At 68.6% G+C, this 23,928-nt stretch carries 22 protein-coding genes and 1 riboswitch; of the genes, 7 read left to right on the plus strand and 15 right to left on the minus strand.

Annotation, left to right across the window (positions count from 1 at the left end):
- Positions 1-4 precede the first annotated feature (4 nt).
- Positions 5-991, plus strand: a complete 987-nt coding sequence (gene pdxA / locus JYG32_RS17005; protein WP_213264168.1) for a 4-hydroxythreonine-4-phosphate dehydrogenase PdxA — start codon at positions 5-7, stop codon at positions 989-991.
- A 47-nt stretch (positions 992-1,038) separates the two neighbouring features.
- Positions 1,039-1,866, plus strand: coding sequence for a 16S rRNA (adenine(1518)-N(6)/adenine(1519)-N(6))-dimethyltransferase RsmA (rsmA, locus tag JYG32_RS17010; protein WP_174381565.1), 828 nt, complete (start codon positions 1,039-1,041; stop codon positions 1,864-1,866).
- Positions 1,867-1,967: 101 nt separating this feature from the next.
- Here rsmA and JYG32_RS17015 read toward each other — a convergent pair whose 3' ends face one another.
- A complete protein-coding gene (locus tag JYG32_RS17015; protein WP_213264169.1) occupies positions 1,968-2,903 on the minus strand; it encodes a DMT family transporter in 936 nt (311 codons plus the stop codon).
- A gap of 334 nt (positions 2,904-3,237) precedes the next feature.
- Here JYG32_RS17015 and gloA point away from each other — a divergent pair, with 334 nt between their 5' ends.
- Positions 3,238-3,627: a lactoylglutathione lyase gene (gene gloA, locus JYG32_RS17020; protein WP_174381567.1), complete on the plus strand. Its 390-nt coding sequence runs from the start codon at positions 3,238-3,240 to the stop codon at positions 3,625-3,627.
- A 109-nt stretch (positions 3,628-3,736) separates the two neighbouring features.
- Here gloA and JYG32_RS17025 read toward each other — a convergent pair whose 3' ends face one another.
- The 5 genes from JYG32_RS17025 to glyQ are packed head-to-tail and all read right to left on the minus strand — an operon-like array spanning position 3,737 to position 9,179.
- A complete protein-coding gene (locus JYG32_RS17025; RefSeq protein WP_174381568.1) occupies positions 3,737-4,624 on the minus strand; it encodes a M48 family metallopeptidase in 888 nt (295 codons plus the stop codon).
- 46 nt (positions 4,625-4,670) lie between these two features.
- Positions 4,671-5,435: a lysophospholipid acyltransferase family protein gene (locus JYG32_RS17030; protein ID WP_174381569.1), complete on the minus strand. Its 765-nt coding sequence runs from the start codon at positions 5,433-5,435 to the stop codon at positions 4,671-4,673.
- 43 nt (positions 5,436-5,478) lie between these two features.
- A complete protein-coding gene (gene gmhB, locus JYG32_RS17035; RefSeq protein WP_213264170.1) occupies positions 5,479-6,042 on the minus strand; it encodes a D-glycero-beta-D-manno-heptose 1,7-bisphosphate 7-phosphatase in 564 nt (187 codons plus the stop codon).
- Between the two features lie 10 nt (positions 6,043-6,052).
- Positions 6,053-8,152 carry a glycine--tRNA ligase subunit beta gene (glyS, locus tag JYG32_RS17040; protein ID WP_213264171.1) on the minus strand — a complete coding sequence of 700 codons (2,100 nt, stop codon included), beginning with the start codon at positions 8,150-8,152 and terminating at the stop codon, positions 6,053-6,055.
- Positions 8,153-8,174: 22 nt separating this feature from the next.
- The gene (gene glyQ, locus JYG32_RS17045; RefSeq protein WP_174381572.1) at positions 8,175-9,179 is read right to left on the minus strand and encodes a glycine--tRNA ligase subunit alpha; all 1,005 of its coding nucleotides are present in this window, start codon (positions 9,177-9,179) and stop codon (positions 8,175-8,177) included.
- A gap of 319 nt (positions 9,180-9,498) precedes the next feature.
- On the opposite strand from glyQ, the gene JYG32_RS17050 reads away from it, so the two are divergent.
- On the plus strand, positions 9,499-11,154 hold the full coding sequence (locus JYG32_RS17050; protein WP_213264172.1) for a hypothetical protein: 1,656 nt from the start codon (positions 9,499-9,501) through the stop codon (positions 11,152-11,154).
- 112 nt (positions 11,155-11,266) lie between these two features.
- On the opposite strand, the gene lnt is transcribed toward JYG32_RS17050, so the two are convergent.
- The 8 genes from lnt to JYG32_RS17090 all read right to left on the minus strand — a co-directional run bounded on the left by lnt (position 11,267) and on the right by JYG32_RS17090 (position 19,580).
- Entirely contained in the window at positions 11,267-12,958 is a 1,692-nt protein-coding gene (gene lnt, locus JYG32_RS17055) for an apolipoprotein N-acyltransferase (RefSeq protein WP_213264173.1), read from the minus strand.
- A gap of 52 nt (positions 12,959-13,010) precedes the next feature.
- Positions 13,011-13,898, minus strand: coding sequence for an HlyC/CorC family transporter (locus tag JYG32_RS17060; RefSeq protein ID WP_174383292.1), 888 nt, complete (start codon positions 13,896-13,898; stop codon positions 13,011-13,013).
- 304 nt (positions 13,899-14,202) lie between these two features.
- Entirely contained in the window at positions 14,203-14,352 is a 150-nt protein-coding gene (locus tag JYG32_RS17065) for a hypothetical protein (protein ID WP_213264174.1), read from the minus strand.
- 70 nt (positions 14,353-14,422) lie between these two features.
- Positions 14,423-15,055, minus strand: a complete 633-nt coding sequence (locus JYG32_RS17070) for a gamma-glutamylcyclotransferase (RefSeq protein WP_065499222.1) — start codon at positions 15,053-15,055, stop codon at positions 14,423-14,425.
- 12 nt (positions 15,056-15,067) lie between these two features.
- The gene (gene ybeY, locus JYG32_RS17075) at positions 15,068-15,844 is read right to left on the minus strand and encodes an rRNA maturation RNase YbeY (protein ID WP_174383294.1); all 777 of its coding nucleotides are present in this window, start codon (positions 15,842-15,844) and stop codon (positions 15,068-15,070) included.
- A gap of 142 nt (positions 15,845-15,986) precedes the next feature.
- Positions 15,987-17,030, minus strand: a complete 1,044-nt coding sequence (locus JYG32_RS17080; RefSeq protein WP_213264175.1) for a PhoH family protein — start codon at positions 17,028-17,030, stop codon at positions 15,987-15,989.
- A gap of 29 nt (positions 17,031-17,059) precedes the next feature.
- Positions 17,060-18,433, minus strand: coding sequence for a tRNA (N6-isopentenyl adenosine(37)-C2)-methylthiotransferase MiaB (miaB, locus tag JYG32_RS17085; RefSeq protein WP_213264176.1), 1,374 nt, complete (start codon positions 18,431-18,433; stop codon positions 17,060-17,062).
- A 214-nt stretch (positions 18,434-18,647) separates the two neighbouring features.
- Positions 18,648-19,580: a LysR family transcriptional regulator gene (locus JYG32_RS17090; RefSeq protein ID WP_213264177.1), complete on the minus strand. Its 933-nt coding sequence runs from the start codon at positions 19,578-19,580 to the stop codon at positions 18,648-18,650.
- Positions 19,581-19,726: 146 nt separating this feature from the next.
- Between JYG32_RS17090 and JYG32_RS17095 the strand changes: the two genes are divergently transcribed.
- The 3 genes from JYG32_RS17095 to ribB all read left to right on the plus strand — a co-directional run bounded on the left by JYG32_RS17095 (position 19,727) and on the right by ribB (position 22,978).
- Positions 19,727-20,902, plus strand: coding sequence for an MFS transporter (locus tag JYG32_RS17095; protein WP_174383298.1), 1,176 nt, complete (start codon positions 19,727-19,729; stop codon positions 20,900-20,902).
- A gap of 228 nt (positions 20,903-21,130) precedes the next feature.
- A complete protein-coding gene (locus JYG32_RS17100; RefSeq protein ID WP_174383299.1) occupies positions 21,131-21,814 on the plus strand; it encodes a helix-turn-helix domain-containing protein in 684 nt (227 codons plus the stop codon).
- Positions 21,815-22,000: 186 nt separating this feature from the next.
- Positions 22,001-22,149: riboswitch (FMN riboswitch) on the plus strand.
- Between the two features lie 118 nt (positions 22,150-22,267).
- Entirely contained in the window at positions 22,268-22,978 is a 711-nt protein-coding gene (gene ribB / locus JYG32_RS17105) for a 3,4-dihydroxy-2-butanone-4-phosphate synthase (protein WP_174383300.1), read from the plus strand.
- Positions 22,979-23,069: 91 nt separating this feature from the next.
- Here the strand turns inward: ribB and JYG32_RS17110 are convergent, their stop codons facing one another.
- Entirely contained in the window at positions 23,070-23,756 is a 687-nt protein-coding gene (locus tag JYG32_RS17110) for an HAD family hydrolase (protein ID WP_174383309.1), read from the minus strand.
- Between the last annotated feature and the right edge of the window lie 172 nt (positions 23,757-23,928).

Below are 23,928 nucleotides of genomic sequence, written 5' to 3' on the forward strand. Positions count from 1 at the left end.
TCACATGACCACGCCCGCGCTGCAGATCGCGATCACCACCGGCGAACCCGCGGGGGTCGGCCCGGAGCTGACCGTGCAGGCGCTGCGTGACGCCGCGCAGCGCTGGCCCGACGCGCATTTCACCGTGCTCGGCGATGCGGCGCTGCTCGATGCGCGCGCGGCGGCGGTCGGCGCCGACCCGGCAACGCTCGCCGGCGGGCAGGTGTCGATCGCGCATCGCGCGCTTGCCGCGCCCGCGCAGGCGGGCAAGCTGGACGCGGCGAACGGCCGGTACGTGCTCGACTTGCTCGATGCGGCGATCGACGGTGCGCTGGCAGGCCGGTACGACGCGATCGTTACCGCGCCGCTGCAGAAGAGCACGATCAACGATGCGGGCGTGCCGTTCACCGGCCATACCGAATACCTGGCGGAGCGCACGCATACGCCGCGTGTCGTGATGATGCTGGCGGGCACCGGCGACAAGCCGCTGCGCGTCGCGCTCGCGACCACGCACCTGCCGCTGAAGGACGTATCGGCCGCGCTGACGATCGACGGGCTCGTCGAGACGCTCGCGATCATCGATCGCGACCTGCGGCGCGACTTCGGTCTCGCCGCGCCGCGCATCCTCGTGACGGGCCTGAACCCGCACGCGGGCGAGAACGGCTATCTGGGCCGCGAGGAGATCGACGTGATCTCGCCGGCGCTGGCCCGTGCGAACGCGCAGGGTATCGACGCGCGCGGCCCGTATCCGGCCGACACGCTGTTCCAGCCGCGCCATCTGGCCGATGCCGATTGCGTGCTCGCGATGTTCCATGACCAGGGGTTGCCCGTGCTGAAGTATGCGACGTTCGGCGAGGGCATCAACGTGACGCTCGGGCTGCCGATCATCCGCACGTCGGTCGATCATGGCACCGCGCTCGATCTGGCCGGCACGGGCCGCGCGGATCCGGGCAGCATGATTGCCGCACTCGATACGGCCGTCACGATGGCACGCCATCGCCGCGCGGCCTGACGCGGTCCGACCACCACATTCGTCGTATTTTTCGTTTTACTCAGTCGATGTCGAACAGCAGACAGCACCAAGGCCACTTCGCGCGCAAGCGCTTCGGGCAGAACTTCCTCGTCGATCACGGCGTGATCGACTCGATCGTGTCGACGATCGGTCCCGCGCGCGGCCAGCGCATGGTCGAGATCGGCCCCGGGCTCGGCGCGCTGACCGGGCCGCTGATCGAGCGTCTCTCGACGCCCGAGTCGCCGCTGCATGCGGTCGAGCTCGACCGCGACCTGATCGGGCGCCTGCAGCAGCGCTTCGGCGCGCTGCTCGAACTGCACGCGGGCGACGCGCTCGCGTTCGATTTCCGTTCGCTCGCGGCGCCCGGCGACAAGCCGTCGCTGCGGATCGTCGGCAACCTGCCGTACAACATTTCCAGCCCGCTGCTGTTTCACCTGATGACGTTCGCCGACGTGGTCATCGACCAGCATTTCATGCTGCAGAACGAAGTCGTCGAGCGGATGGTCGCGGAGCCGGGCACGAAGGCGTTTTCGCGGCTGTCGGTGATGCTGCAGTACCGCTACGTGATGGAAAAGATGCTCGACGTGCCGCCGGAATCGTTCCAGCCGCCGCCGAAGGTCGATTCGGCGATCGTCCGGATGATTCCGTACGAGCCGCACGAGCTGCCGGACGTCGATCCGGTGCTGCTCGGCGAAATCGTCACTGCCGCGTTCTCGCAGCGCCGCAAGATGCTGCGCAATACGCTCGGCGACTATCGCGAGACGATCGATTTCGATGCGCTCGGCTTCGATCTCGCGCGTCGTGCGGAGGACGTGAGCGTGGCCGAATACGTCGGCGTCGCGCAGGCGCTCGCGACGGTGCGCAAGGCCGGGTAACGCGCGTCGCGCGAGCTCGACCGGATGTCGCGATGAGGCTGCCCCGCGGGGCAGTTTTTTTATGTGCGCGTGTCGTTCGCATGTCGGGCTGCCGCCCGCCGTCATGCCCGCCTGCGTGGCGGCGCGTTGACGAGCGCGATGCCGGTCAGCACGAGCGCGGCCGCGGACATGAAGCGCCAGCCGACCGATTCGCCGAGCAGCAGCACGCCGAACGCGACGCCGAACAGCGGCGACAGGAACGTGAATACGGACAGCCGCGACGCGCTGTAGCGCGTCAGCAGCCAGAACCACGACAGGTAGCTGACGAACGCGACGATCACCGACTGGTACGCGAGGCTCGCCACCGCGACCGGCGTGACGTGCGCGAACGACACCTGGCCGAACAGCGCGGCGAGCGCGACCAGCACGACCGCCGACACCGCGAGCTGGTAGAACAGCGTCTTGCTCGCACTTGCGTGCGCGAGCGCCGTCGAACGCACGACGACCGTCGTCGCGGCCCACATCGCGCCGCCGAGAATGCCGAGCGCGTCACCGGCCAGCCCCGCCAGAACGGATGCGTCCGGCGCGCGCGGCTTCAGGAAGCCGTCCGCGAACGCGAGCGCGATGCCGGCGAACGCGAGGCCGACGCCGGCCCACTGCGCGCGCTGCAGCCGTTCGCCCGGCGCGAACAGGTGCAGGCCGAGCGCGGTGAAGCAGGGCGCCGTGTACAGGAAGATCGCCATGTGCGACGCGCTGGTCAGCGTCAGCCCGAAGAACACGCAGACGAATTCGCCGGCGAACAGTGCACCGGCCGCGAGGCCCGCGCCGAACGTGCCGTCCGCGCGGAACAGCGGCGTGCCGCGCGCGCGGGCCCAGCCCCACAGCAGCACCGCGGCGATCACCGAGCGCAACCCGGCCTGGAACATCGGTGCAATCGCGGCGTTCGTGCTCTTGATCGCGACTTGCTGGAAGCCCCAGATCGCGCACAGCAGCAGCATCAGGCCGACGGCGCGCATGTCGAGCGCGCGGCGCTTGGGCGTGGCGGCAAGCGTGGTCATCGGCGGGCCCCGCCGGTTCGATACGGTGGCAGCGAAATCAGGTGGGCGGCGCGTCCGGCGCGCTCGAATCGGCGGATTCGCACGGCAGTGTGGCTGGTCGGGAGGGTGGTCGCGTTCGGGCTGCATGCCCGCTTTTGGTGCGAAGTGGAAGGATGTTACCCGATCGGCCAGCCCGAAGGGGGCGCGTCGAGCGCGGCCGGTTCTGCCGGCGTACCCGCTCGCGCCTGTCGGACCGATGCCCCATATCGGCCGCGCCGGCCAGGCGCCCCCGACGGGTTTCACCCGACTCTGGTAGAGTTTCTGGTTCTGGAAAGTCCCCACAGGAGTACACAACATGCGTTTGCTGCATACGATGCTGCGAGTCGGCGATCTCGACCGCTCGATCAAGTTCTATACCGAATTGCTCGGCATGAAGCTGCTGCGTCGCGAGGATTATCCGGAAGGCAAGTTCACGCTCGCGTTCGTCGGCTACGAAGACGAAAGCACGGGCACCGTGATCGAGCTGACCCACAACTGGGATACGCCGGCTTACGACCTCGGCAACGGCTTCGGCCACCTGGCGGTGGCGGTCGACGACGCGTACGCGGCCTGCGACAAGATCAAGGCGCAAGGCGGCAAGGTCACGCGCGAAGCGGGCCCGATGAAGCACGGCACGACCGTGATCGCGTTCGTCGAGGATCCGGACGGCTACAAGATCGAGTTCATCCAGAAGAAGGCGCACTGAGCGCCGGATGAGCGGGCCGCGGTGTGCGATGCACGCGGCGGCCGGTACGAACGGGCGGTGCGGGGTGACCCGCATCGCCCGTTTGCGTTGACCGACAAGACCGTGCGCGTTACAGCGACGGCAGCAGCTCGGGCGGGTGATGCTTGAGCGTGTGCCGTGCTTCGCGGAACTCGGGGAAGATCGATTCGACGGTCTGCCAGAAGGCCGGGCTGTGGTTCATCTCGCGCAGGTGCGACAGTTCGTGCGCGACGACATAGTCGATGATCGACATCGGGAAATGGATCAGCCGCCAGTTCAGGCGGATCTTGCCGTCGCTCGAGCAACTGCCCCAGCGCGTCGCTGCCGACGACAGCGCGTACATCGAATACGTGACGCCGAGCATTTCCGCATAGACCGCGAGGCGTTCGCCGAAGATCCGTTTTGCTTCGCCCTGCAGCCAGCCCTGCACGCGATCCTTGATCTGCTGCATGTCGGCTTGCGCGGGCAGCGGCAGCGACAACCGCAGCGCATCGGCGTCGAACGCGACGGCGCCCGCGCCGAGCGCGATCGTCACCGTCTTGCCGAGATACGGAAGCTGCGCGCCGTCGCGCCAGTCGATCTGCGGCAGCGCGCGCTGCTCGGTGCGCGTCTTCCACTCCGCGAGCTTCGCGAAGATCCAGCGTTGTTTCTCGGAGATCGCGGCCTCGATGTCGGCGAGCGTGACCCAGCGCGGCGCGGTGATCGACAGCCCGCTGCCGTCGATCGTGAAGCCGATCGTACGGCGTGCCGAGCGCTTCAGGCGGTATTCGAGCACGCGGCTGTCGAGGGCGAACGTGCGCACGCGCGAGCGGTCGGGCGCCGGACCCGGATCGAGCGGTGCGGCGGGCGCTGCTTCAGGCGGCGCCGGCGGCGTGGCGGGCGCCGACGGTGCGGCGGCCGGCCCGTCGAAGAGCGGCAGGTCCATCTGGCGATGATCGAGAGCCACGACGGCTGGCCGTGGCCGCGGACGCTGTTTCATCAGTTCGCTTCTTTTTGTGGTGCGCAACGGCTGCAATCCGGGGGATTCAGGCACGCGCGGCATCGCGCGTGCCTGCATTGCCCGCCTGGCGATAGGAATCGGGATCGATGCGGCGCATTTCCGCTTCGATCCATGCTTCGACCTGCGAGTTCAATGCATCGGGCGTCAGCCCGTCGACGGGGATCGGCTTGCCGATCGACACGGTGACGACGCCCGGGAATTTCGTGAACGAGTTGCGCGGCCACACCCGCCCTGCATTGTGCGCGATCGGCACGACGGGCGTGCCGGTTTCGATCGCGAAGCGCGCGCCGCCCGTCTTGTACTTGCCCTGCTTGCCGACCGGCGTGCGCGTGCCCTCGGGGAACATGATCATCCATGCGCCTTCCGACAGGCGCTTCTTGCCCTGGCGGATCACCGAGACGAACGCGTTCTTGCCTTCCTTGCGGTTGATGTTGACCATGTGCAGCAGCCCGAGCGCCCAGCCGAAGAACGGCACGTACAGCAGTTCGCGCTTGAACACGTAGCAGAGCGGCTTCGGCATCAGCGCCGGAAACGCGAGCGTCTCCCACGCGGACTGGTGCTTGGACAGCAGCACGGCCGGGCCGTCGGGCAGGTTCTCCATCCCTTCGATCCGGTAGCGGATGCCGTTCAGCCAGCGCACGACCCACAGCGTCGACTTGCACCAGCCGGCCGCCATCCAGTAGCGCGCGTCGGGACGCATGAACGGGAAGGCGATGAAGCACGCGGTGGCGTACGGCACCGTGTACAGGATGAAGTAGATCAGCAGCAGCAGGGAGCGGACGAAGCGCATCGGCGTGAGTCTGGTGTTAGGGAGGATGCGCGCGGCAGCCGCATCACTCGTGTTCGTGTGAAAGGAAATCGAGCGCAAACGCGCGCAGGTCGTCGTGGACCTTCGTGCCGGGCGGCAAATTGCCCGCGGCGAGCGTTTTCTTGCCCTTGCCGGTCAGCACGAGGTGCGGCTGGAAGCCGACCACGACACCGGCCTGCAGGTCGCGCAGCGAATCGCCGACGACCGGCGTGTGATCGGGATCGATCTCGAAGCGCTCGGCGATCATCTGCATCATGCCGGGCTTCGGCTTGCGGCAGTCGCAGTGATCCTCGGCCGTGTGCGGGCAGAAGAACACCGCGTCGATGCGCGCGCCGACCGCGGCCGCCGCGCGATGCATCTTCAGGTGCATCGCGTTGAGCGCGGCCATGTCGAACAGCCCGCGACCGATGCCGGACTGGTTGGTCGCGACGACCACGCGATAGCCCGCGTGGTTGAGCCGGGCGATTGCTTCGAGGCTGCCGGGCAGCGCGATCCATTCGTCGGGCGTCTTGATGAACGCATCCGAATCGACATTGATCACGCCGTCCCGGTCGAGGACGACGAGCTTTCGGTTGGGGCTGATCGGCATCGTGCGGCCCTTATGCGGCGAGCTTCGAGATGTCGGCGACGCAGTTCATCTGCTGATGCAGCGCCGACAGCAGCGCGAGACGGTTCGCGCGCAGCGCGGGATCGTCCGCGTTGACCATCACGTCGTTGAAGAACGTGTCGACCGGCGCGCGCAGCGCGGCGAGCGCCGACAGCGCGCCCGTGTACGCACGCGCCTCGAGCTGCGACTGCACGTGCGGCGTCACGGCCGCGAGCTGTTCGTGCAGCGCCTTCTCGGCGGCCTCGACGAGCAGCGCCGGCTGCACCGTGCCGTTCACGCTGCCTTCCGACTTCTTCAGGATATTCGAGATCCGCTTGTTCGCGGCCGCGAGCGCTTCGGCTTCAACGAGGCGCGTGAATTCGCGCACCGCGTCGAGGCGTGCGACGAGATCGTCGACGCGCGTCGGGTTCAGGCTCAGCACCGCGTCGACTTCGCCGGCCGAATAACCGCGCTCGCGCAGCAAGCCGCGCAGGCGATCCATGAAGAACGCGAAGATCGCATCGGTCGATTCGGCGACGCCCGGCACGCCTTCGAAGCGCGCGTGGGCCGTGCGCAGCAGCGACACGAGATCGAGCGGCAACTGCTTCTCGAGCAGCAGGCGCAGCACGCCGAGCGCGTGGCGGCGCAGCGCGAACGGATCCTTCTCGCCGGTCGGCGCGAGGCCGATGCCCCAGATGCCGACGATCGTCTCGAGCTTGTCGGCGAGCGCGACGGTGGTCGACACGGGCGTGGTCGGCAGCGCGTCGCCGGAGAAGCGCGGCTGGTAGTGCTCGGCGCACGCGAGCGCGACGTCGTCGGCTTCGCCGTCGTGGCGCGCATAGTACGTGCCCATCGTGCCCTGCAGTTCCGGGAACTCGCCGACCATGTCGGTCAGCAGGTCGGCCTTCGCGAGGCGCGCGGCGCGCTTCGCGTGCGCGGCGTCGGCGCCGATCGCGAGTGCGATCTCGCCGGCCAGCGCCTCGAGGCGCTCGACGCGCGCGAGCGCCGAACCGAGCTTGTTGTGATAGACGACGTTCGCGAGCAGCGGCACGCGGTCGGCGAGCGGCTTCTTCTTGTCCTGCTCGAAGAAGAACTTCGCATCGGCGAGGCGCGGGCGCACGACGCGCTCGTTGCCTTCGATGATCTCGCCCGGCGTCTTCGTCTCGATGTTCGACACGATCAGGAAGCGCGAGCGCAGCTTGCCGCCGACGTCGGTCAGCGCGAAATACTTCTGGTTCGTCTGCATCGTGAGGATCAGGCATTCCTGCGGAACCTGCAGGAATTCGTCCTCGAAGCGGCACGGGTAGACGACCGGCCATTCGACCAGCGACGTCACTTCGTCGAGCAGCGATTCGGGCATCACGACCGTGTCGCCGTTCGCGTGTTCGTTCAGTTGCGTGCGGATCGTTTCGCGGCGATCGACGAAGTGCGCGATCACGCGGCCCCTGTCGCGCAGCGTGTCGGCGTAGGCGCGCGCATGCTGGATCGCGACGAGTCCGTCGGACAGGAAGCGGTGGCCGAGCGTGGTGTCGCCGGCGTCGATGCCGAACGCGGTGACGGGCACGATGCGATCGTCGTGCAGCACCGTCAGGCGATGCACGGGGCGCACGAATTTCACGTCGGAGCCGTCCGGGCGCTGGTAGGTCATGAACTTCGGGATCGGCAGCTTCGCGAGCGTTTCGTCGAGCGCAGCCTGCAGCCCGTCGGCGAGCGTCGCGCCGGCTGCCGAATAGTTGACGAAGAACGCTTCGGCCTTGCCGTCCTGCGCGCGCTCGAGATCGGCGATCGACAGGTTCGGGTGGCCGAGCGCCGCGAGCTTCTTCGCGAGCGGGGCCGTCGGCTTGCCTTCGGCGTCGAGCGCGACCGACACGGGCAGGACCTTTTCGCGGACCTGCTTGTCAGGCGCGACGGCGCGCACGTTCTGCACGACGACGGCGAGGCGGCGCGGCGTGGCGTAGCGTTCGAATACGAGTTCGCCTTCGACGAGGTCGCGCGCCGCGAGGCGTTGCGCGAGACCTTCGGCGAATGCGTCGCCGAGGCGCGCGAGCGCCTTCGGCGGCAGCTCTTCGGTCAGCAGTTCGACGAGCAGGGGGGCGGGATGATTGTGCGTCATGTTTGGAGGAAATCTCGTCTCGTCAGTCTTGGTCGATCTTGCGTTCGACCTTGAGCGGCGGCGCCCATGCCGGCTGCGCGGCGTCCTGGGCGTCGGTGGTGAGGCCCGGCACGCCCGGCGGGTTGCCGAGCATCGGGAAGCCGAGCTTCTCGCGCGAGTCGTAGTAAGCCTGCGCGACGAGACGCGACAGCGCGCGGATGCGGCCGATGTATGCCGCACGCTCGGTCACCGAGATCGCGCCGCGCGCATCGAGCAGGTTGAACGTGTGGCCGGCCTTCAGCACGAGTTCGTACGCGGGCAGCGCGAGCTGCGCGTCGATCATCCGCTTCGCTTCCGCTTCGTAGCTGTTGAAGAACGTGAACAGCAGGTCGACGTTCGCATGCTCGAAGTTGTAGGTCGACTGCTCGACCTCGTTCTGGTGGTAGACGTCGCCATACGACAGGCGGCGCAGCTCGGGGCCGTTCGGGCCCTGCTCTTCCCACTCGGTCCACACGAGGTCGTACACGTTCTCGACCTTCTGCAGGTACATCGCGAGGCGCTCGAGGCCGTACGTGATCTCGCCGAGCACGGGCTTGCATTCGAGGCCGCCGACCTCCTGGAAATACGTGAACTGCGTGACTTCCATCCCGTTCAGCCACACTTCCCAGCCGAGGCCCCACGCGCCGAGCGTCGGGTTTTCCCAGTCGTCCTCGACGAAGCGCACGTCGTTCTGCTGCAGGTCGAAGCCGAGCGCTTCCAGCGAGCCGAGGTACAGGTCGAGGATGTTCTCCGGCGCCGGCTTGAGCACGACCTGGTACTGGTAGTAGTGCTGCAGGCGGTTCGGGTTCTCGCCGTAGCGGCCGTCCTTCGGGCGGCGCGACGGCTGCACGTATGCGGCGCGCCACGGCTCGGGGCCGATCGCGCGCAGGAACGTGTGGACGTGCGACGTGCCCGCGCCGACTTCCATGTCAATGGGCTGGAGCAGGGCGCAACCCTGCTTGTCCCAGTAGGACTGCAGCGTCAGGATGATTTGCTGAAACGTAAGCATGAAGAGCCTTCGTGGCGCTGGCGCTCCGTTGCGGGCGGCGCTCCGGGCGGGGCCCGGAGGGTCGGCTCGCGCGGCGGCGCGGCTTGTTAGTGTGCTGAAACGCGTAATTTTACCGGATCGGCGACCGGATGCGGCCGGAACGCAGGCAAGAGCGCCGCCAACCCGCTTCCCGCGGCCTGCGCACGCGTGGCCCGTGCGCTCGGCGCGGCTGCGTGCGGCCGGTCGCGACGCGTGTGCCGCGCCGCTTCGTACGGGCGTTAAGATGCGCGTATTGCGGCGCGCGACGCGTGCCGCGTCACCGCTTGCCGACTCCGATTGCATGGACGATTCGACCGACATCCTCATTCCGCTGCTTCCGCCGTTCCTCGCGCTGCTCGGGCAGGCCGCCGACGCGCAGGCACGCGGCGAGCGCGCCGCGCACGATCAGTGGCTCGCCGCAGCCGCCCATCTGCATGCGGTCGACGCCGATGCGCTCGCGCAGCTCACGGCGACGCTCGTCGCGCGGCAGCGTACGGCCGACGCGCTCGCGCTCGCCGAATGCGCGGCGCGCGTGCGGCCGGGCGCGGCCGCGCACTTCAATCATGGCTACGCGCTGCAGATGGCCGGCCGTCACGCGGACGCCGTCGCGCCGTACCGCGCGGCGCTGGCGGCCGATGCCGGCTGGCCGTCGCTGCGCAACAACCTCGCGATCGCGCTGCGGTTGTCGGGCGGCGATCGCGCGGAGGAAATCGCGCTGCTCGACGCGGCCGTGAACGCCGATCCGCGCGACGTGCAGGCGTGGATCAACCTCGTCGTCGCGCGGCTCGCGACGCAGGACCTCGACGGCGCGCTCGCGTGCGCCGCGCGGCTTGCCGACCTTGCGCCCGACAATGCGCTCGCAATGAACAACGTCGCGATGGCGATGAAGGAGGCGCAGCGCTGGGACGATGCCGAGCGTCATGCGGCGCGTGCGTGCGAGCTGGCGCCCGACGATGCGTCGTTCCGGTTCAACCTCGCGATCATCCAGCTCGTGCGCGGCAACTACGCGGCCGGCTGGCGCGGCCACGAGGCGCGCTGGGACGGTGCGGGCGAACTGCGCGGCCGCCGGCCGGCGCTGCCGGGCCCACGCTGGCAGGGCGAGCCGCTCGCGGGCAAGACGCTGCTCGTCTGGGGCGAGCAGGGGCTCGGCGACGTGCTGCAGTTCTGCCGCTTCGTCGCGCCGCTCGCCGAGCGCGTGCATCGCGAGGGCGGCCGGCTCGCGTGGAATACGTTCCCGCAGGTGGGCACGCTGATGCAGCGCAGCCTCGGCGCGCAGGCGGATGCGTTCGGCGCGGGTGGCGGCGTCGATATGCTGCCGGCATTCGATTACGAAATGCCGCTGATCGGCTTGCCGCTGATGCTCGACATGGAAGCGTCGACGCTCGCGTCGTCGGTGCCGTACCTGCGGGCCGATCCGGATGCGCGCGATGCGTGGCGCGCGCGGCTCGCGGGCGACCGTCGGCTGAAGGTCGGGCTCGTATGGACGGGCAGCGCGGGCCACCAGCGCAATCCGTTCCGGCGCGTCGGGCTCGAACGCTATGCCGACGCGTTCCGCGGGATCGACGGCGTCGCGTTTTATTCGCTGCAGCCGGGCGCGAACGCGGATGTCGCGGCGGCGCGCGCAGCCGGCTTCGAGATCGAGGACTTCACGGCGGAACTGACGAGCTTCGACGATACGGCCGCGTTCATCGGCGCGCTGGATCTCGTGATCACCGTGTGCACTTCAGTTGCGCACTTGTCGGGCGCGCTCGGTGCGCGCACCTGGGTGCTGCTCGACGTGAATCCGCACTGGCCGTGGCTGCTCGAACGCAAGGACAGCCCGTGGTATCCGACCGCGACGCTGTACCGGCAGCGGACGTTCGGCGCGTGGGAACCGGTGATGGAGGCGGTGAGCCGCGATCTGCGGAGCCTGGCCGCGCAGCCGGCACGATCGGATCGATCGGCCCGGCAGGCCTGAGCGGCCGACCGCTTTGCGGTCGCGGGCCGCGTCGCGCAGCGGGGTCTCCACGCAGCGCGCGGCGGCGGCCCAGGGCCTGTTCCCGCTATTAGCGTGAACAGGCCCTAGTGTGTCATGCCTGCTGGTCGTCGCCGTTCTTCCGGCCGTTGCGCCGGCGCAGCCCCGGCCCGAACGTGAAGCCGAACGCGAGCAGCACGAACGACACCGCGAGCACGATGTTGTTGCCGCTCGTCACGTACGGCGTGAAGCCGCTCGTGCCTTCGATCCGCACGTCGAGCGAGCCGATCGTGAACGGCTTCAACTGGCCGAGCACGCGCCCGTGCGCGTCGATCGCGGCCGTCATCCCGGTGTTGGTCGAGCGCAGCATTGGCCGGCCCGTTTCGAGCGAGCGCATCCGCGCGATCTGCAGGTGCTGGTCGAGCGCGATCGTGTCGCCGAACCACGCGAGGTTCGTCACGTTGACGAGCACGCCCGGCGGCTGCGGGTTGTCGCGGATCGTCGCGGCGATTTCCTCGCCGAACAGATCCTCGTAGCAGATGTCGGCCATCACGGGCTGGTTGTGCACGAGGAACGGCTTCTGCACCGGCGCGCCGCGTGCGAAGTCGCCGAGCGGCATCTTCATCAGGTCGACGAACCACCGGAAGCCCCACGGGATGAACTCGCCGAAGGGCACGAGGTGGTGCTTGTCGTAGTGATAGATGTCGCGCGAATTCGGCGTCACGCCGTACAGGCTGTTCGTATAGTCGACGTAGCGGCCGTCCTCGGTCACCGATGCGCCGACCGCGCCGAACAGCACGGCCGAACCGGTCGTGTCGCTGAACTTGCGGATCGCGACGGCGAACGGCTCGGGCAGTTCCTGGATCATCACCGCGATCGCGGTCTCGGGCGTGACGATCAGGTCGGCCGGCTTGTCGACGATCATCTGCTGGTACATCTTGATCGCCGCGTCGATGCCTTCCTGCTCGAACTTGATGTCCTGCTTTACGTTGCCCTGCAGCAGCCGCACCGTGAGCGGCGCGTTCGCGGGCACGGTCCACGTGACCTGCGACAGCCCGAGGCCGGCCGCGACGAGCGCGACGGCGATACCGGCCGGCGCGGCGATGCGCACGCGCGCGTTGCCGCCGGCGCTGCTGTCATGCGCGGGCGACGGGCGCGCGGCGGCGAGCGCCTGCACGACCAGCGCGGCGAACAGCGCGAGCACCCACGCGATTCCGTACACGCCGACGACCGGCGCGAAGCCCGCGAACGGGCCGTCGACCTGCGGGTAGCCGCTCGCGAGCCACGGAAAGCCGGTGAGCAGCGTGCCGCGCAGCCATTCGCCGCAGGCCCACGCGCTCGCGAACGCGAACGCGCCGTGCCAGGTCGGCGAGAACGGCCGCGGGTCGGGGTCGCGGCGATGCCACGCATGGCCCGCGCAGAACGACCACAGCCCGGCCGAGAACGCCGGGTACAGCGACAGGTACAGCGAGAACAGCACGAGCGCGCCGCCCGCGAGCGGCGCGGCCATCTCGCCGTACACGTGCATGCTGATGTAGAGCCACCAGATGCCGCTGATGAAGTTGCCGAAGCCGAACGCGCCGCCCGTGAGCGCGGCGCCGCGCCAGCTCGCCGTGCGCGTCAGTTGCGCGAAAAACCAGACGAATACGACGAGCTGCAGCCAGCCGCCGTGCGGCGTCGGGGCGAAGCTGAGCGTATTGGCCGCGCCGGCGAGCAGCGCGGCCGGATAGTGCCAGCGCGGCAGCGCGCGGCCGGGCGGCGGCGCGAGCAGGCCGCCAGCCGGGCGGGACAGGATCGGATCGTCCATGTGAAGCGGAAGTGGGCGAGCGGTTGAAGGAGCCGCGGCTGGCGCGGGACGGTCAGTCCTCGTGCGAGGTTTCGGCGCGACGGCTGGCGAGCGGATTGCGGCGCACCAGCAGCACATGAACCTGGCGCGCATCGCCGCGCTGGATCTCGAACATGAGGTTGCCGAGCTGCAGCTTCTCGCCGCGGTGCGGCACGCGTCCGAAATGATGGGTGATCAGGCCGCCGATCGTGTCGACTTCGTCGTCGGGGAAATCGGTGCCGAACGTCTCGTTGAACTGTTCGATCTCGGTGAGCGCGCGCACGCGGTAGCGGCCGTCCGGCCCCGCGATGATGTTGCCGGCTTCCTCGTCGAAGTCGTATTCGTCCTCGATGTCGCCGACGATCTGTTCGAGCACGTCCTCGATCGTGATCAGGCCCGCGACGCCGCCGTATTCGTCGACGACGATCGCAAGGTGGTTGCGGTTCACGCGGAAGTCGTGCAGCAGCACGTTCAGGCGCTTCGATTCGGGAATGAACACGGCCGGGCGCAGCATCCCGCGCACGTCGAACTCTTCTTCGGCGTAGAAGCGCAGCAGATCCTTCGCGAGCAGTACGCCGATCACGTTGTCACGGTTCTCCTCGAACACGGGGTAGCGCGAGTGCGCCTTTTCGAGGACGAACGGGATGAAATCTTCGGGTTTGTCGGCGATGTTGATCGCGTCCATCTGCGCGCGCGGCACCATGATGTCGCGCGCGCACAGGTCGGATACCTGGAACACGCCTTCGATCATCGACAGCGAATCGGCGTCGATCAGGTTGCGTTCGTGGGCGTCCTGGAGGATTTCCAGCAGCTCGCCGCGGGATTCGGGCTCGGGCGAGATGAAGTCGGTCAGGCGCTCGAGCAGCGAGCGCTTTTCTTGCGGTTTGTCGGTTGACTTACGACTGGGATACGAATCGTTCATGGTGGTGCGCCCGGGTCGTGCCGGGGCGCGCTGTCACGGAGTAGGCAAGGATACACCAAGGGCACGACGCCACCGTGTCACCCCGGCCGCACGGCCAGGGTGCGCGGCCCGCGCGGGCCCCGCTCGCGGACGGGCGCGCCGGGCGCGATATCGTCCTCATGTCCATCCTATCTCAGAAAAGGGCGGCGGCGCAGCAGCGGCAAAAAACGGCTATGGGAAGGGCGGGCAGGCGCGACGCGGGAAGGCGACCGGCCGGCCGGTGCCGGCGGCATTCCGCCGCATGCGATCGCCTCGGGCGCGCGGCTCAGAACCGCATGCCGGCCGAGCAGCCGCCAGCGGCTCCGCCGTTGCTCGCGGCGCCGCCGCAGCCGAATATCCCGCAGCCGGACAGCGCGACGCTCGCGGCGACGATCAGCGCGGCGACCTTGCAGCTCGACCAGTGTGACGGTTTCATCGGCAGGGACCTCGTTCGAATGGGCAGGGAGCGCGGCATCGCGTGGCGGCAAGCCGGGCGTCGCGTTGCGTCACCGGCATCGCGCGAGCAGCCCTTCCAGCGCGCGATCGGGAATGCCGCTCGCGCGCAGCGCGTCGACCGTTCGGCTCACATAGTCGAGCGTCGTGCCGTAACGGCCGGCCGCGCAGCCGAACACTTCCTTCACGACGGGGTCGGACAGCTTGCCCGTATAGGTCGGTGCGTCGCGGCGCATCACGAACGCGAGCGCGTTGACGCGTTCGCCGTTCTCGAGCGAGCACGGCAGCCACGCGGGCCGGTACGAACCCATCGGCATTTCGCGCTTCCACAGCGTCTCGAGGTGCGGCTGCGCGGTCGGGCCCGCGAGCCGGAACGCGATGCCCGAGCACGAGCCGCCGCGATCGAGCGCGAGCACGAGGCCCGGGCGTTCGGGCGTGCCGCGGTTCACGCGCGACCATAGATAGAGCCCGCGATGGTAGCCGTGCACCTTGCCGCGCACGGCGGCGACGGTCGGCAATCCCGGGTTCCAGATCAGCGAGCCATAGCCGAACAGCCAGAGGTCCTGCCGGCCGTCCCAGTCGCGCATCGTGTGCGCGAGCGACGCCGCGAGCTCGTCTTCCGTCAGCAGCCGCCCGTCGCCGATCGACGGCGGGTAGGCGGGCGGGAGCATTGCGGCGTTGCGCATCGTGCGGACGGCTTACTGGTACGGATTCGGGAAGCCCAGCTTCGCGAGGATGTCGACCTCGAGCGCTTCCATTTCGGCCGCGTCCTCGTCGCTCGTCTCGTGGTCGTAGCCCTGCGCGTGCAGCGCGCCGTGCACCAGCAGGTGCGCGTAGTGGGCCGTGAGCGGCTTGTCCTGGTCGTGCGCCTCCTTCTCGACGACCGGGCAGCACAACACGAGGTCGCCGATCACGGTGCCGTCGGGCGCCGCGTCGTACGCGAAGGTCAGCACGTTGGTCGGGTAGTCCTTGTGGCGGTAGCCGGCGTTCAGCGTGCGGCCTTCGTCTTCACCGACGAAGCGCACGGTGAGCTGCGCGCTGGCGAACAGCGCCGGCTCGATCCATTCGGCAATCAGCTTGCGCTTGGGCAGCGTCTTGCGCACGTCGCTCGTGATTTCGTCGCCGTACTGGACGGACAGGTCGAGTTCCGGCTCGCGCAGCGCGTCTTCGATTTCGTCTTCGCGCGGCGCCGGCTCGGCGCCCACGTGCAGCGTCACGCTGTCGTAGTGCTCGGGCTGCAGCGCGAGCTTCGCGCGCATCGCCGGATCGTTGTGCTGCGCGACGATCGCGACGGCTGCTTCCCCCGAGCTGCCCGACAGGTCGAACATCAGGCTGCGGCCGTCCGGGAAGTCGATTCGCAGCCCCTGCGCGTTGACGGTGCGGGCCTTGCCCTTCGCGTCGAACAGCGAAAGACGGGGAGATTCGGGTGCGGCCGGCTGGGCGCGCCCGGCCTTGCGAGAACGGGAGGATTTCATGACGCGTGCGGCGATTGGAACGCGTTGAGGATACACCAAACGGCCGATCGCACCCGAATTCGCGCGGGCGAAAAAAAGCCCGGCGCGCCGTCTGGCGGGCCGGGCCGGCAGGCCGGGGGTAGCGCGCGGGCGCGCTGGCCGGTCAGCCGTCCTGGTGCTGCGCGTGGAACTCGTCGTACGCCTCGACGATGCGCGCGACGAGCGGATGGCGCACGACGTCCGCGCTCGTGAAACGCGTGAGCGCGATGCCGCGCACGCCGCCGAGTACCTGCTGCGCCTCGACGAGGCCGCTCTTGTGGCCGCGCGGCAGGTCGACCTGGCTCGTGTCGCCGGTCACGACCGCCTTCGAGCCGAAGCCGATCCGCGTGAGGAACATCTTCATCTGCTCGGGCGTCGTGTTCTGCGCCTCGTCGAGGATGATGAACGCGTGGTTCAGCGTGCGGCCGCGCATGTACGCGAGCGGCGCGATCTCGATCATCTGACGCTCGAACATCTTGGCCGTCTTGTCGAAGCCGAGCAGGTCGTACAGCGCGTCGTACAGCGGACGCAGGTACGGGTCGACCTTCTGCGCGAGATCGCCCGGCAGGAAGCCGAGCCGCTCGCCGGCCTCGACGGCCGGGCGCGTCAGCACGATCCGCTTGACCTGGTCGCGCTCGAGCGCGTCGACCGCGCACGCGACCGCGAGGTAGGTCTTGCCGGTGCCGGCCGGCCCGATGCCGAGCGTGACGTCGTGCGACAGGATCTGCTTCAGGTATTCGCGCTGCGCGGGCGTGCGGCCGCGCAGGTCGGCGCGCCGCGTGTAGAGCTTCGGTCCCTGCTCTTCGAGCGCCTCGTCGTCGAGCTGCACGACAGGCTCGTCGAACGGATGGTCGGGGTCGCCGCGGAAGCGCACGTCGAGCGTGTTCTCGCGGCCGTTGCCGGCGGTGTGGCGCACTTCGACCAGCGCGAGCTGGATGTCGTCGACCGACAGCGGATCGCGCGCGCGGTTGTAGAAGTTATCGAGCGCCGCAAGCGCGAGCTTGGCGCCGCGCCCGCGGATCGTGATCCGGTGGCCGCGCCGTGCGAGCGTGACGTCGAGCGCCTGTTCGATCTGCCGCAGGTTTTCGTCGAGCGGGCCGCAGAGATTGGCAAGGCGCGCGTTGTCGTCGCGCGGCGCGATGAATTCCAGGGGTTGGGTGGTCTTCAAAGTGGCGTCGGGCTCCGGTGATGCGTCAGTCAGTGGGTGGCCGCGCTCGCGTCGTCGCTGACGAGCACGAGCTCGCCGCGCAGCGAGTGCGGGTACGCATGGTTGATCTTCACGTCGATCATCTGGCCGATCAGGCGGGGGTGCGACGCGAGCGGCGCCGGGAAATTCACGACCCGGTTGTTCTCGGTGCGGCCCGCGAGTTCGTTCGGGTCCTTGCGCGACGGGCCCTCGACGAGGATCCGCTCGACCTTCCCGACCATCGACTGGCTGATGCGCGCGACGTTCTCCTCGATGGTCGCCTGCAGATGTTGCAGGCGTTTGAGCTTCGCTTCGCGCGGCGTGTCGTCGTGCAGGTTCGCGGCCGGCGTGCCGGGGCGCGGGCTGTAGATGAACGAGAAGCTCGTGTCGTAGCCCATCTCGTGCACGAGCGCCATCATCTTGTCGAAATCGTCCTCGGTCTCGCCGGGGAAGCCGACGATCATGTCGGTCGACAGCGACAGGTCGGGGCGGATCGCGCGCAGCTTGCGGATCACCGATTTGTATTCGAGCACCGTATAGCCGCGCTTCATCGCCATCAGGATGCGGTCGGAACCGTGCTGGACGGGCAGGTGCAGGTGGCTCACGAGCTTCGGCACCTTTGCGTAGGTGTCGATCAGGCGCTGCGTGAATTCCTTCGGGTGCGACGTCGTGTAGCGGATCCGCTCGATGCCGGGGATGTCGGCGACGTATTCGATCAGCGTCGCGAAATCGGCGATTTCCGGCGAGCCGGCCGTCAGCGCGCCACGATAGGCGTTGACGTTCTGGCCGAGCAGCGTGACTTCGCGCACGCCCTGGTCGGCGAGGCCGGCCACTTCGGTCAGCACGTCGTCGAGCGGGCGCGACACTTCATCGCCGCGCGTGTACGGCACCACGCAGTAGCTGCAGTACTTCGAGCAGCCTTCCATGATCGACACGAACGCGCTCGGCCCCTCGACGCGCGCGGGCGGCAGGTGGTCGAACTTCTCGATCTCGGGGAACGTGATGTCGACCTGCGCGCGGCCGCTCGCGCGGCGCGCATCGATCATCTGCGGCAGGCGGTGCAGCGTCTGCGGGCCGAACACGAGGTCGACGTACGGTGCGCGCGACACGATCGATGCGCCTTCCTGGCTCGCGACGCAGCCGCCGACGCCGATCAGCAGGCCGGGCTTCGCTTCCTTCAGCTCGCGCACGCGGCCGAGATCGGAGAACACCTTCTCCTGCGCCTTTTCACGCACCGAGCACGTGTTGAACAGGATGATGTCCGCGTCTTCCGGGGTATCGGTCTTTTCGAGGCCTTCGGCCGCATTGAGCACGTCCACCATCTTGTCCGAGTCGTACTCGTTCATCTGGCAGCCGAAGGTCTTTACGTAAACTTTCTTGGTCATGGGGGTTCGCCGTTCGCAGTGGTTGACCTGGGGGCGTCGTCAAGGGTGAATCGGGACGGCCGTGCGCTGCACGCAGGTTGCGCGCATCCAGCATGAAAGGCCGTCGGGAAAGCTTTCCATTATAGCTTTTCACGCTGCCCCGGACGGCCGGCAGGTTGCGGCCGCGCGACGTCGATCGCCGGGTTCCGACCCTTGAACGGCGGCATGCCGGCCGTCAGCGGCACGCGTTCAGCAGGTCGTCGAGCGCGGCTTCCTCGCGCGCGAAGCGTTCGGCGAGAAAGTCGAGCAGCACGCGCACGCGCGGCGCCATGTAGCGCTTGCTGTGATAGATCGCGTGCAGCGGCGCGTCCTGGTGCCGCCAGTCGGGCAGCAGCACGCGCAGCCGGCCCGCGCGGACGTCGTCGGCGATGTCCCACAGCGATTTCAGCGCAATGCCGTGGCCGCGCAGCGTCCATTCGCGCGTGAGGCCGCCGTCGTTGGTCTCGAACGCGGTCGCCACCGGCACCGTGTGGATCTGCACCTCGTCGCCGCGCGTGAAGTGCCACGTGTTCATCGGGCCGGACGCGATCGTGATCACGTTGCATGGAAAGCGGGCCAGATCGTGCGGATCGGCCGGCACGCCGTGGCGTTCGACGAACGACGGCGCCGCGCACAGCACGCGTCGGTTCGTCGCGAGCCGGCGTGCGATCAGCGCGCCGTCGGGCGGTGCGGCGAAGCGGATCGCGAGGTCGATCTCGTCCTGCCACAGGTTCGACGACGAATCGGACGCCGTCAGCGAGAACGTGACGTCCGGATGGCGCGTCGTGAATTCGTCGAGCCAGTCGAGCAACTGGTTGCGGCCGAAATCGGATGTCGACGACAGCCGCACCTTGCCGCCGACGACGTTGCGGCCTTCCTGCAGCATCGCGTCCGCGTCGTCGAGTGCCTGCAGCGCCTGGCGGCAGCAGTTCAGGTACAGCCGGCCCTCGTCGGTGAGCCGCAACTGCCGCGTCGAACGCTCGAACAGCCGCGTCGCGGTCTTCGCCTCGAGCTTCGCGAGCCGCGCGCTCGCGGCGGCCGGCGTGAGGTTCAGCTTGCGCCCGGCAGCGGACAGGCTGCCCAGTTCCGCCGCCTCGACGAACAGCCGGATATCGCCCAGTCGATCCATTCGATTTTCCACAATTTTTTGAAAATGATTCAAATGCCACGCCAATTATCAAATATAGGCGTCTTCGGGACAATGCGCGCACATCCCGCTTCTTGTGCGGTGCGGCACCGACCGGGCGCCGCGTCCGCCGCCTTCCGGAGAACGTCATGCCCATCCCGTTACTGGCGCTTGCGATCAGCGCCTTCGCCATCGGCACCACCGAATTCATCATCATGGGCCTGTTGCCCGAAGTCGCGCACGACCTCGCGGTATCGCTGCCGTCGGCCGGCCTGCTCGTCACGGGGTACGCGCTCGGCGTCGCGGTCGGCGCGCCGCTCCTCGCGGTGCTGACGAGCCGCATGCCGCGCAAGGCCGCACTGCAGTTGCTGATGGCGATCTTCATCGTCGGCAACGTGCTGTGCGCCACCGCGTCCGGCTACGCGATGCTGATGGTCGCGCGCGTGATCACGTCGTTCGCGCACGGTTCGTTCTTCGGGATCGGCGCGGTGGTTGCCGCGTCGCTCGTGCCGGCCGACAAGCGGGCGAGCGCGATCGCGCTGATGTTCACGGGGCTCACGCTGTCGAACGTGCTCGGCGTGCCGTTCGGCACGTTCGTCGGCCAGTTGCTCGGCTGGCGCGCATCGTTCTGGATCGTCGCCGCGCTCGGCGTGCTGGCGCTCGGCGGCGTGGCCGCGCTGGTGCCGAACCGCCACGACAGCGGGCCGGTCGGCCTCGGCCACGAAGTGCGCGTACTGAAGGACCCGCAGGTGTGGCTCGCGCTGCTGATGACCGTGCTCGGCTTCGGCGGCGTGTTCGTCGTGTTCACGTATATCGCGCCGATTCTCGAGACCGTGTCGGGCTACTCGCCGCGCTCGGTCGCACTGATCCTCGTGCTGTTCGGTGCAGGGCTGACGATCGGCAATACGCTCGGCGGCAAGCTCGCCGACCGCGCGCTGATGCCGTCGCTGATCGCGATCCTCGTCGCGCTGATGGCCGTGATGGCCGTGTTCGCGAAGACGAGCCACTTGCCGGTCGCGGCCGCCGTCACCGTGTTCGTGTGGGGGATCGCCGCGTTCGCGACGGTGCCGCCGCTGCAGGCGCGTGTGGTCGAGAAGGCCGCGAGCGCGCCGCATCTCGCATCGACGCTCAATATCGGCGCGTTCAACGTCGGCAATGCGGGCGGCGCGTGGCTCGGCGGCCTCGCGCTGGAACACGGCTTCGCGCTCGATGCACTGCCGTGGGTCGCCGTCGCGGTGACGTTCGCGGCGCTCGTCGTCACGTGGTTCGCGATGCGGCTCGACGCGCGGGCGCCGGCTCGCGGCGCGGCGCCGGCGGCGCAATGAGCGGCGCCGTGGTGACGTAACCGCAACGTGACAGCGACGCCATAGCGGCAGGAAAAGGTTCGCGAGAAACGCATTCCTCCGCGATGCTGATAACGGTGTGAAGATAACTTCGTTTGCCCGCACAAGGCCGGGTGATAGCGTCTCGATACGCGCCATTGCTGGCGCAACGCGATTCCGATCCCGGCTTACCCCATACGCAGGGCCGCGCAGCGGCCCGGAGGCAATGCTATGTCTTCACCCCTGGCGCTGGTGCGCGATGTGTCTTCCTTCGAGTCCGGCGATGCCGCCGACGCGCGGACGTCCGCGTCGCTCGACCTTCTCGAGCAGGTCGTCGGCGTGAATCTCGCGCGCTTGCGCGCCGAGCGGCAGCTGTCGCTCGATGCGCTCGCGCGGCTGTCCGGCGTGTCGCGCGCGATGCTCGCGCAGATCGAGTCGGCGCGCAGCGTGCCGTCGATCAAGGTGCTCTGCAAGATCGCCGCGGCGCTGAAAGTGTCGGTTGCCGCATTCCTGCGCCGCCATGCGGTGAACGGCTTCGAGCACCTGGCGGCCGAGCGCGCGTCGCGCGTCGTCAGTTCGAACGGCCGTTTCTCGGCGCGTGCGCTGTACCCGGAAGGCGAGCCGGCCGCGGCCGAATTCCACGAGCTGCGGATCGCGCCGCTGCATACGGAGCCCGGCACGCGCCGCGCGCCCGGCACGACGGTCAACCTCGTCGTCAGCGAGGGCACGCTCGAAATCAGCGTGCATGACCGCCGCCAGTTGCTCGCGACCGGCGACGCGATCGTGTTCGATGCCGACCAGCCGTACAGCCTGCGCAACCCGGGCGACAGCGAGGCGCGCGCGTTCCGCGTGACGGTGAGCCCCGAGGTGCCGCCCCGCTGGCTCGTGCCCGATGCGGCGCACGCGGCCGGCTGATCGGGCGGGCCGCACGGAACGGTTGCTGTCCCCGTATCGGGCGGGATCGCAGCGCGACCGTCGGCCGTTTGGACGATGCCGTTAGACGGAGTCGTCAGTAAGGTTTTAGGTGTGGTTCGCTGCGCCATGCGCGCGGCTGTTGTATGCTTGGCCCGCCGGTGATGGGCAGCCCCCATCCGGCAATCAGTGCGTCTTCAGGGCGGGGCGAAATTCCCCACCGGCGGTAGGCTGGCGTAAGCCGGCGAGCCCGCGAGCGCCCGCGCCACCGCGCGGGGTCAGCAGATCTGGTCGAATGCCAGAGCCGACGGTCACAGTCCGGATGAGAGAAGATGTGCAGATAGTCATGTCCGCCAGGGCCGCTTCGCGATGCGTGCGAAGCGGGTTGTCGTTCTGTCTGTTTGCAATGCCCTGAAACGTTTTTCGCCCAAATCGTATTTGCGAGGAGCGTTTCACATGTCCTTGATGTCCCTTTCGTCGGCACCGGCCGACGCCTTTGCCGATCTCCCGTTGCTGGATTCCGAACCGGTGCCGCCGCGCATCGCCGCTGCGCTCGAAGCGATGCGCGCGGGCCGCGCGGTCGTGCTGCAGGACGATCACGACCGCGAGAACGAGGCCGACCTGATCGTCGCCGCCGAGCGCATCACGCCCGAGACGATGGCGCTGCTGATCCGCGAGTGCAGCGGCATCGTGTGCCTGTGCCTGACCGACGACACGGTGCGCGCGCTCGAGCTGCCGCCGATGGTGCAGACCAACGAAAGCCGCAACGGCACCGCGTTCACCGTGTCGATCGAGGCGCGCGAAGGCGTGCATACGGGCGTATCGGCGGCCGACCGCGTGACGACGATCCGCGCGGCGATCGCCGACAACGCGAAGCCGCACGACATCGTGCGCCCCGGCCACGTGTTTCCGTTGCGTGCGCAACCGGGTGGCGTGCTGGCGCGCCGCGGTCACACCGAAGGCACGGTCGACCTGTCGATCCTCGCGGGCCTGAAGCCGGCCGGCGTGCTGTGCGAGCTGATGAATCCGGACGGCACGATGACGCGCGGCGACGACGTCGAGCGTTTCGCGAAACAGCACGGGTTACCGATGCTGACGATCGCGGAGCTTGTCGAATTCCGCGCAGCGCTGGCGGCCGCGCGCGAGCGTTGCTGCGAACCGGCCTGAGGGCGGTGCGAGCGGGCGCGTTCGCGCGCCCCCGACCTGGCGTGCGTGAACCGGCGCGCGCCGGGGCGGCCTGATCCGGCCTGAATGAAGGTCAGGACTGCACGTCGCCGAATTCGCCACGCATGCCGGCTTCGACGAGCGCCGGCAGTTCGTCCATCTTGCGCATGATCCGCGTGATGCCCATCGCGCGCAGCGCGTCCGCGTAGTTGTCGGGGATGTGGCTCGCGCCGACGAACGCGATCGTCTTCATCCCCGCCGCGCGTGCGGCATTCAACCCCGATATGCTGTCCTCGACGACGATGCAGCGCTCCGGCACCACGCCGAGCGTTTGCGCCGCATACAGGTAGACGTCGGGGTAGGGCTTCGGCCGCGACACTTGCTCCGAACTGAACACGCGCTCGGCGAAGATCTCGGTGAGCGATGCGCGCTTCAGCGAGCTGCGCACGCGCACGAGCCGGCTGTTCGACACGACGGCGGCCGGCAGGCTGACCTTCAGCAGTGCGTCGCGCACGCCGGTGATCGGCGCGAGCGATTGCGCCAGCGCGATCTCGATGTTGTGCTCGATGGTCTCGATGAAGTTGGCAGGCATCTCGATCCCGAAGCGGGATTCGAGCCCCGTGAGGAAACGCGACGTCTGCTGGCCGAACGCCGACTTCGCGGCGGCTTCGAAATCGATGTGCGGGAACGTGGCGGTCAGCGTTTCAAGCAGCACGCGGTCGGCGATGACTTCGCTGTCGACGAGCACGCCGTCGCAGTCGCAGATGAGGTGATCGAGCATGATGGTGAACAAGCGGGATATCGGCGACGCCGATCAATTCGTCATCATACGTGCTTTCACGCGCATGCCGCGTGACGTTTCGGCAAATTTGCCCGATGCGGCCGTACCGTCGCAGCCTGTCGTACAGGCGGGCTGCCGATCGTGCGACGATGGCGGCCCGCTTGCACCGGCC

The sequence above is a fragment of the Burkholderia pyrrocinia genome (assembly GCF_018417535.1).
Taxonomy (GTDB): domain Bacteria; phylum Pseudomonadota; class Gammaproteobacteria; order Burkholderiales; family Burkholderiaceae; genus Burkholderia; species Burkholderia pyrrocinia_E.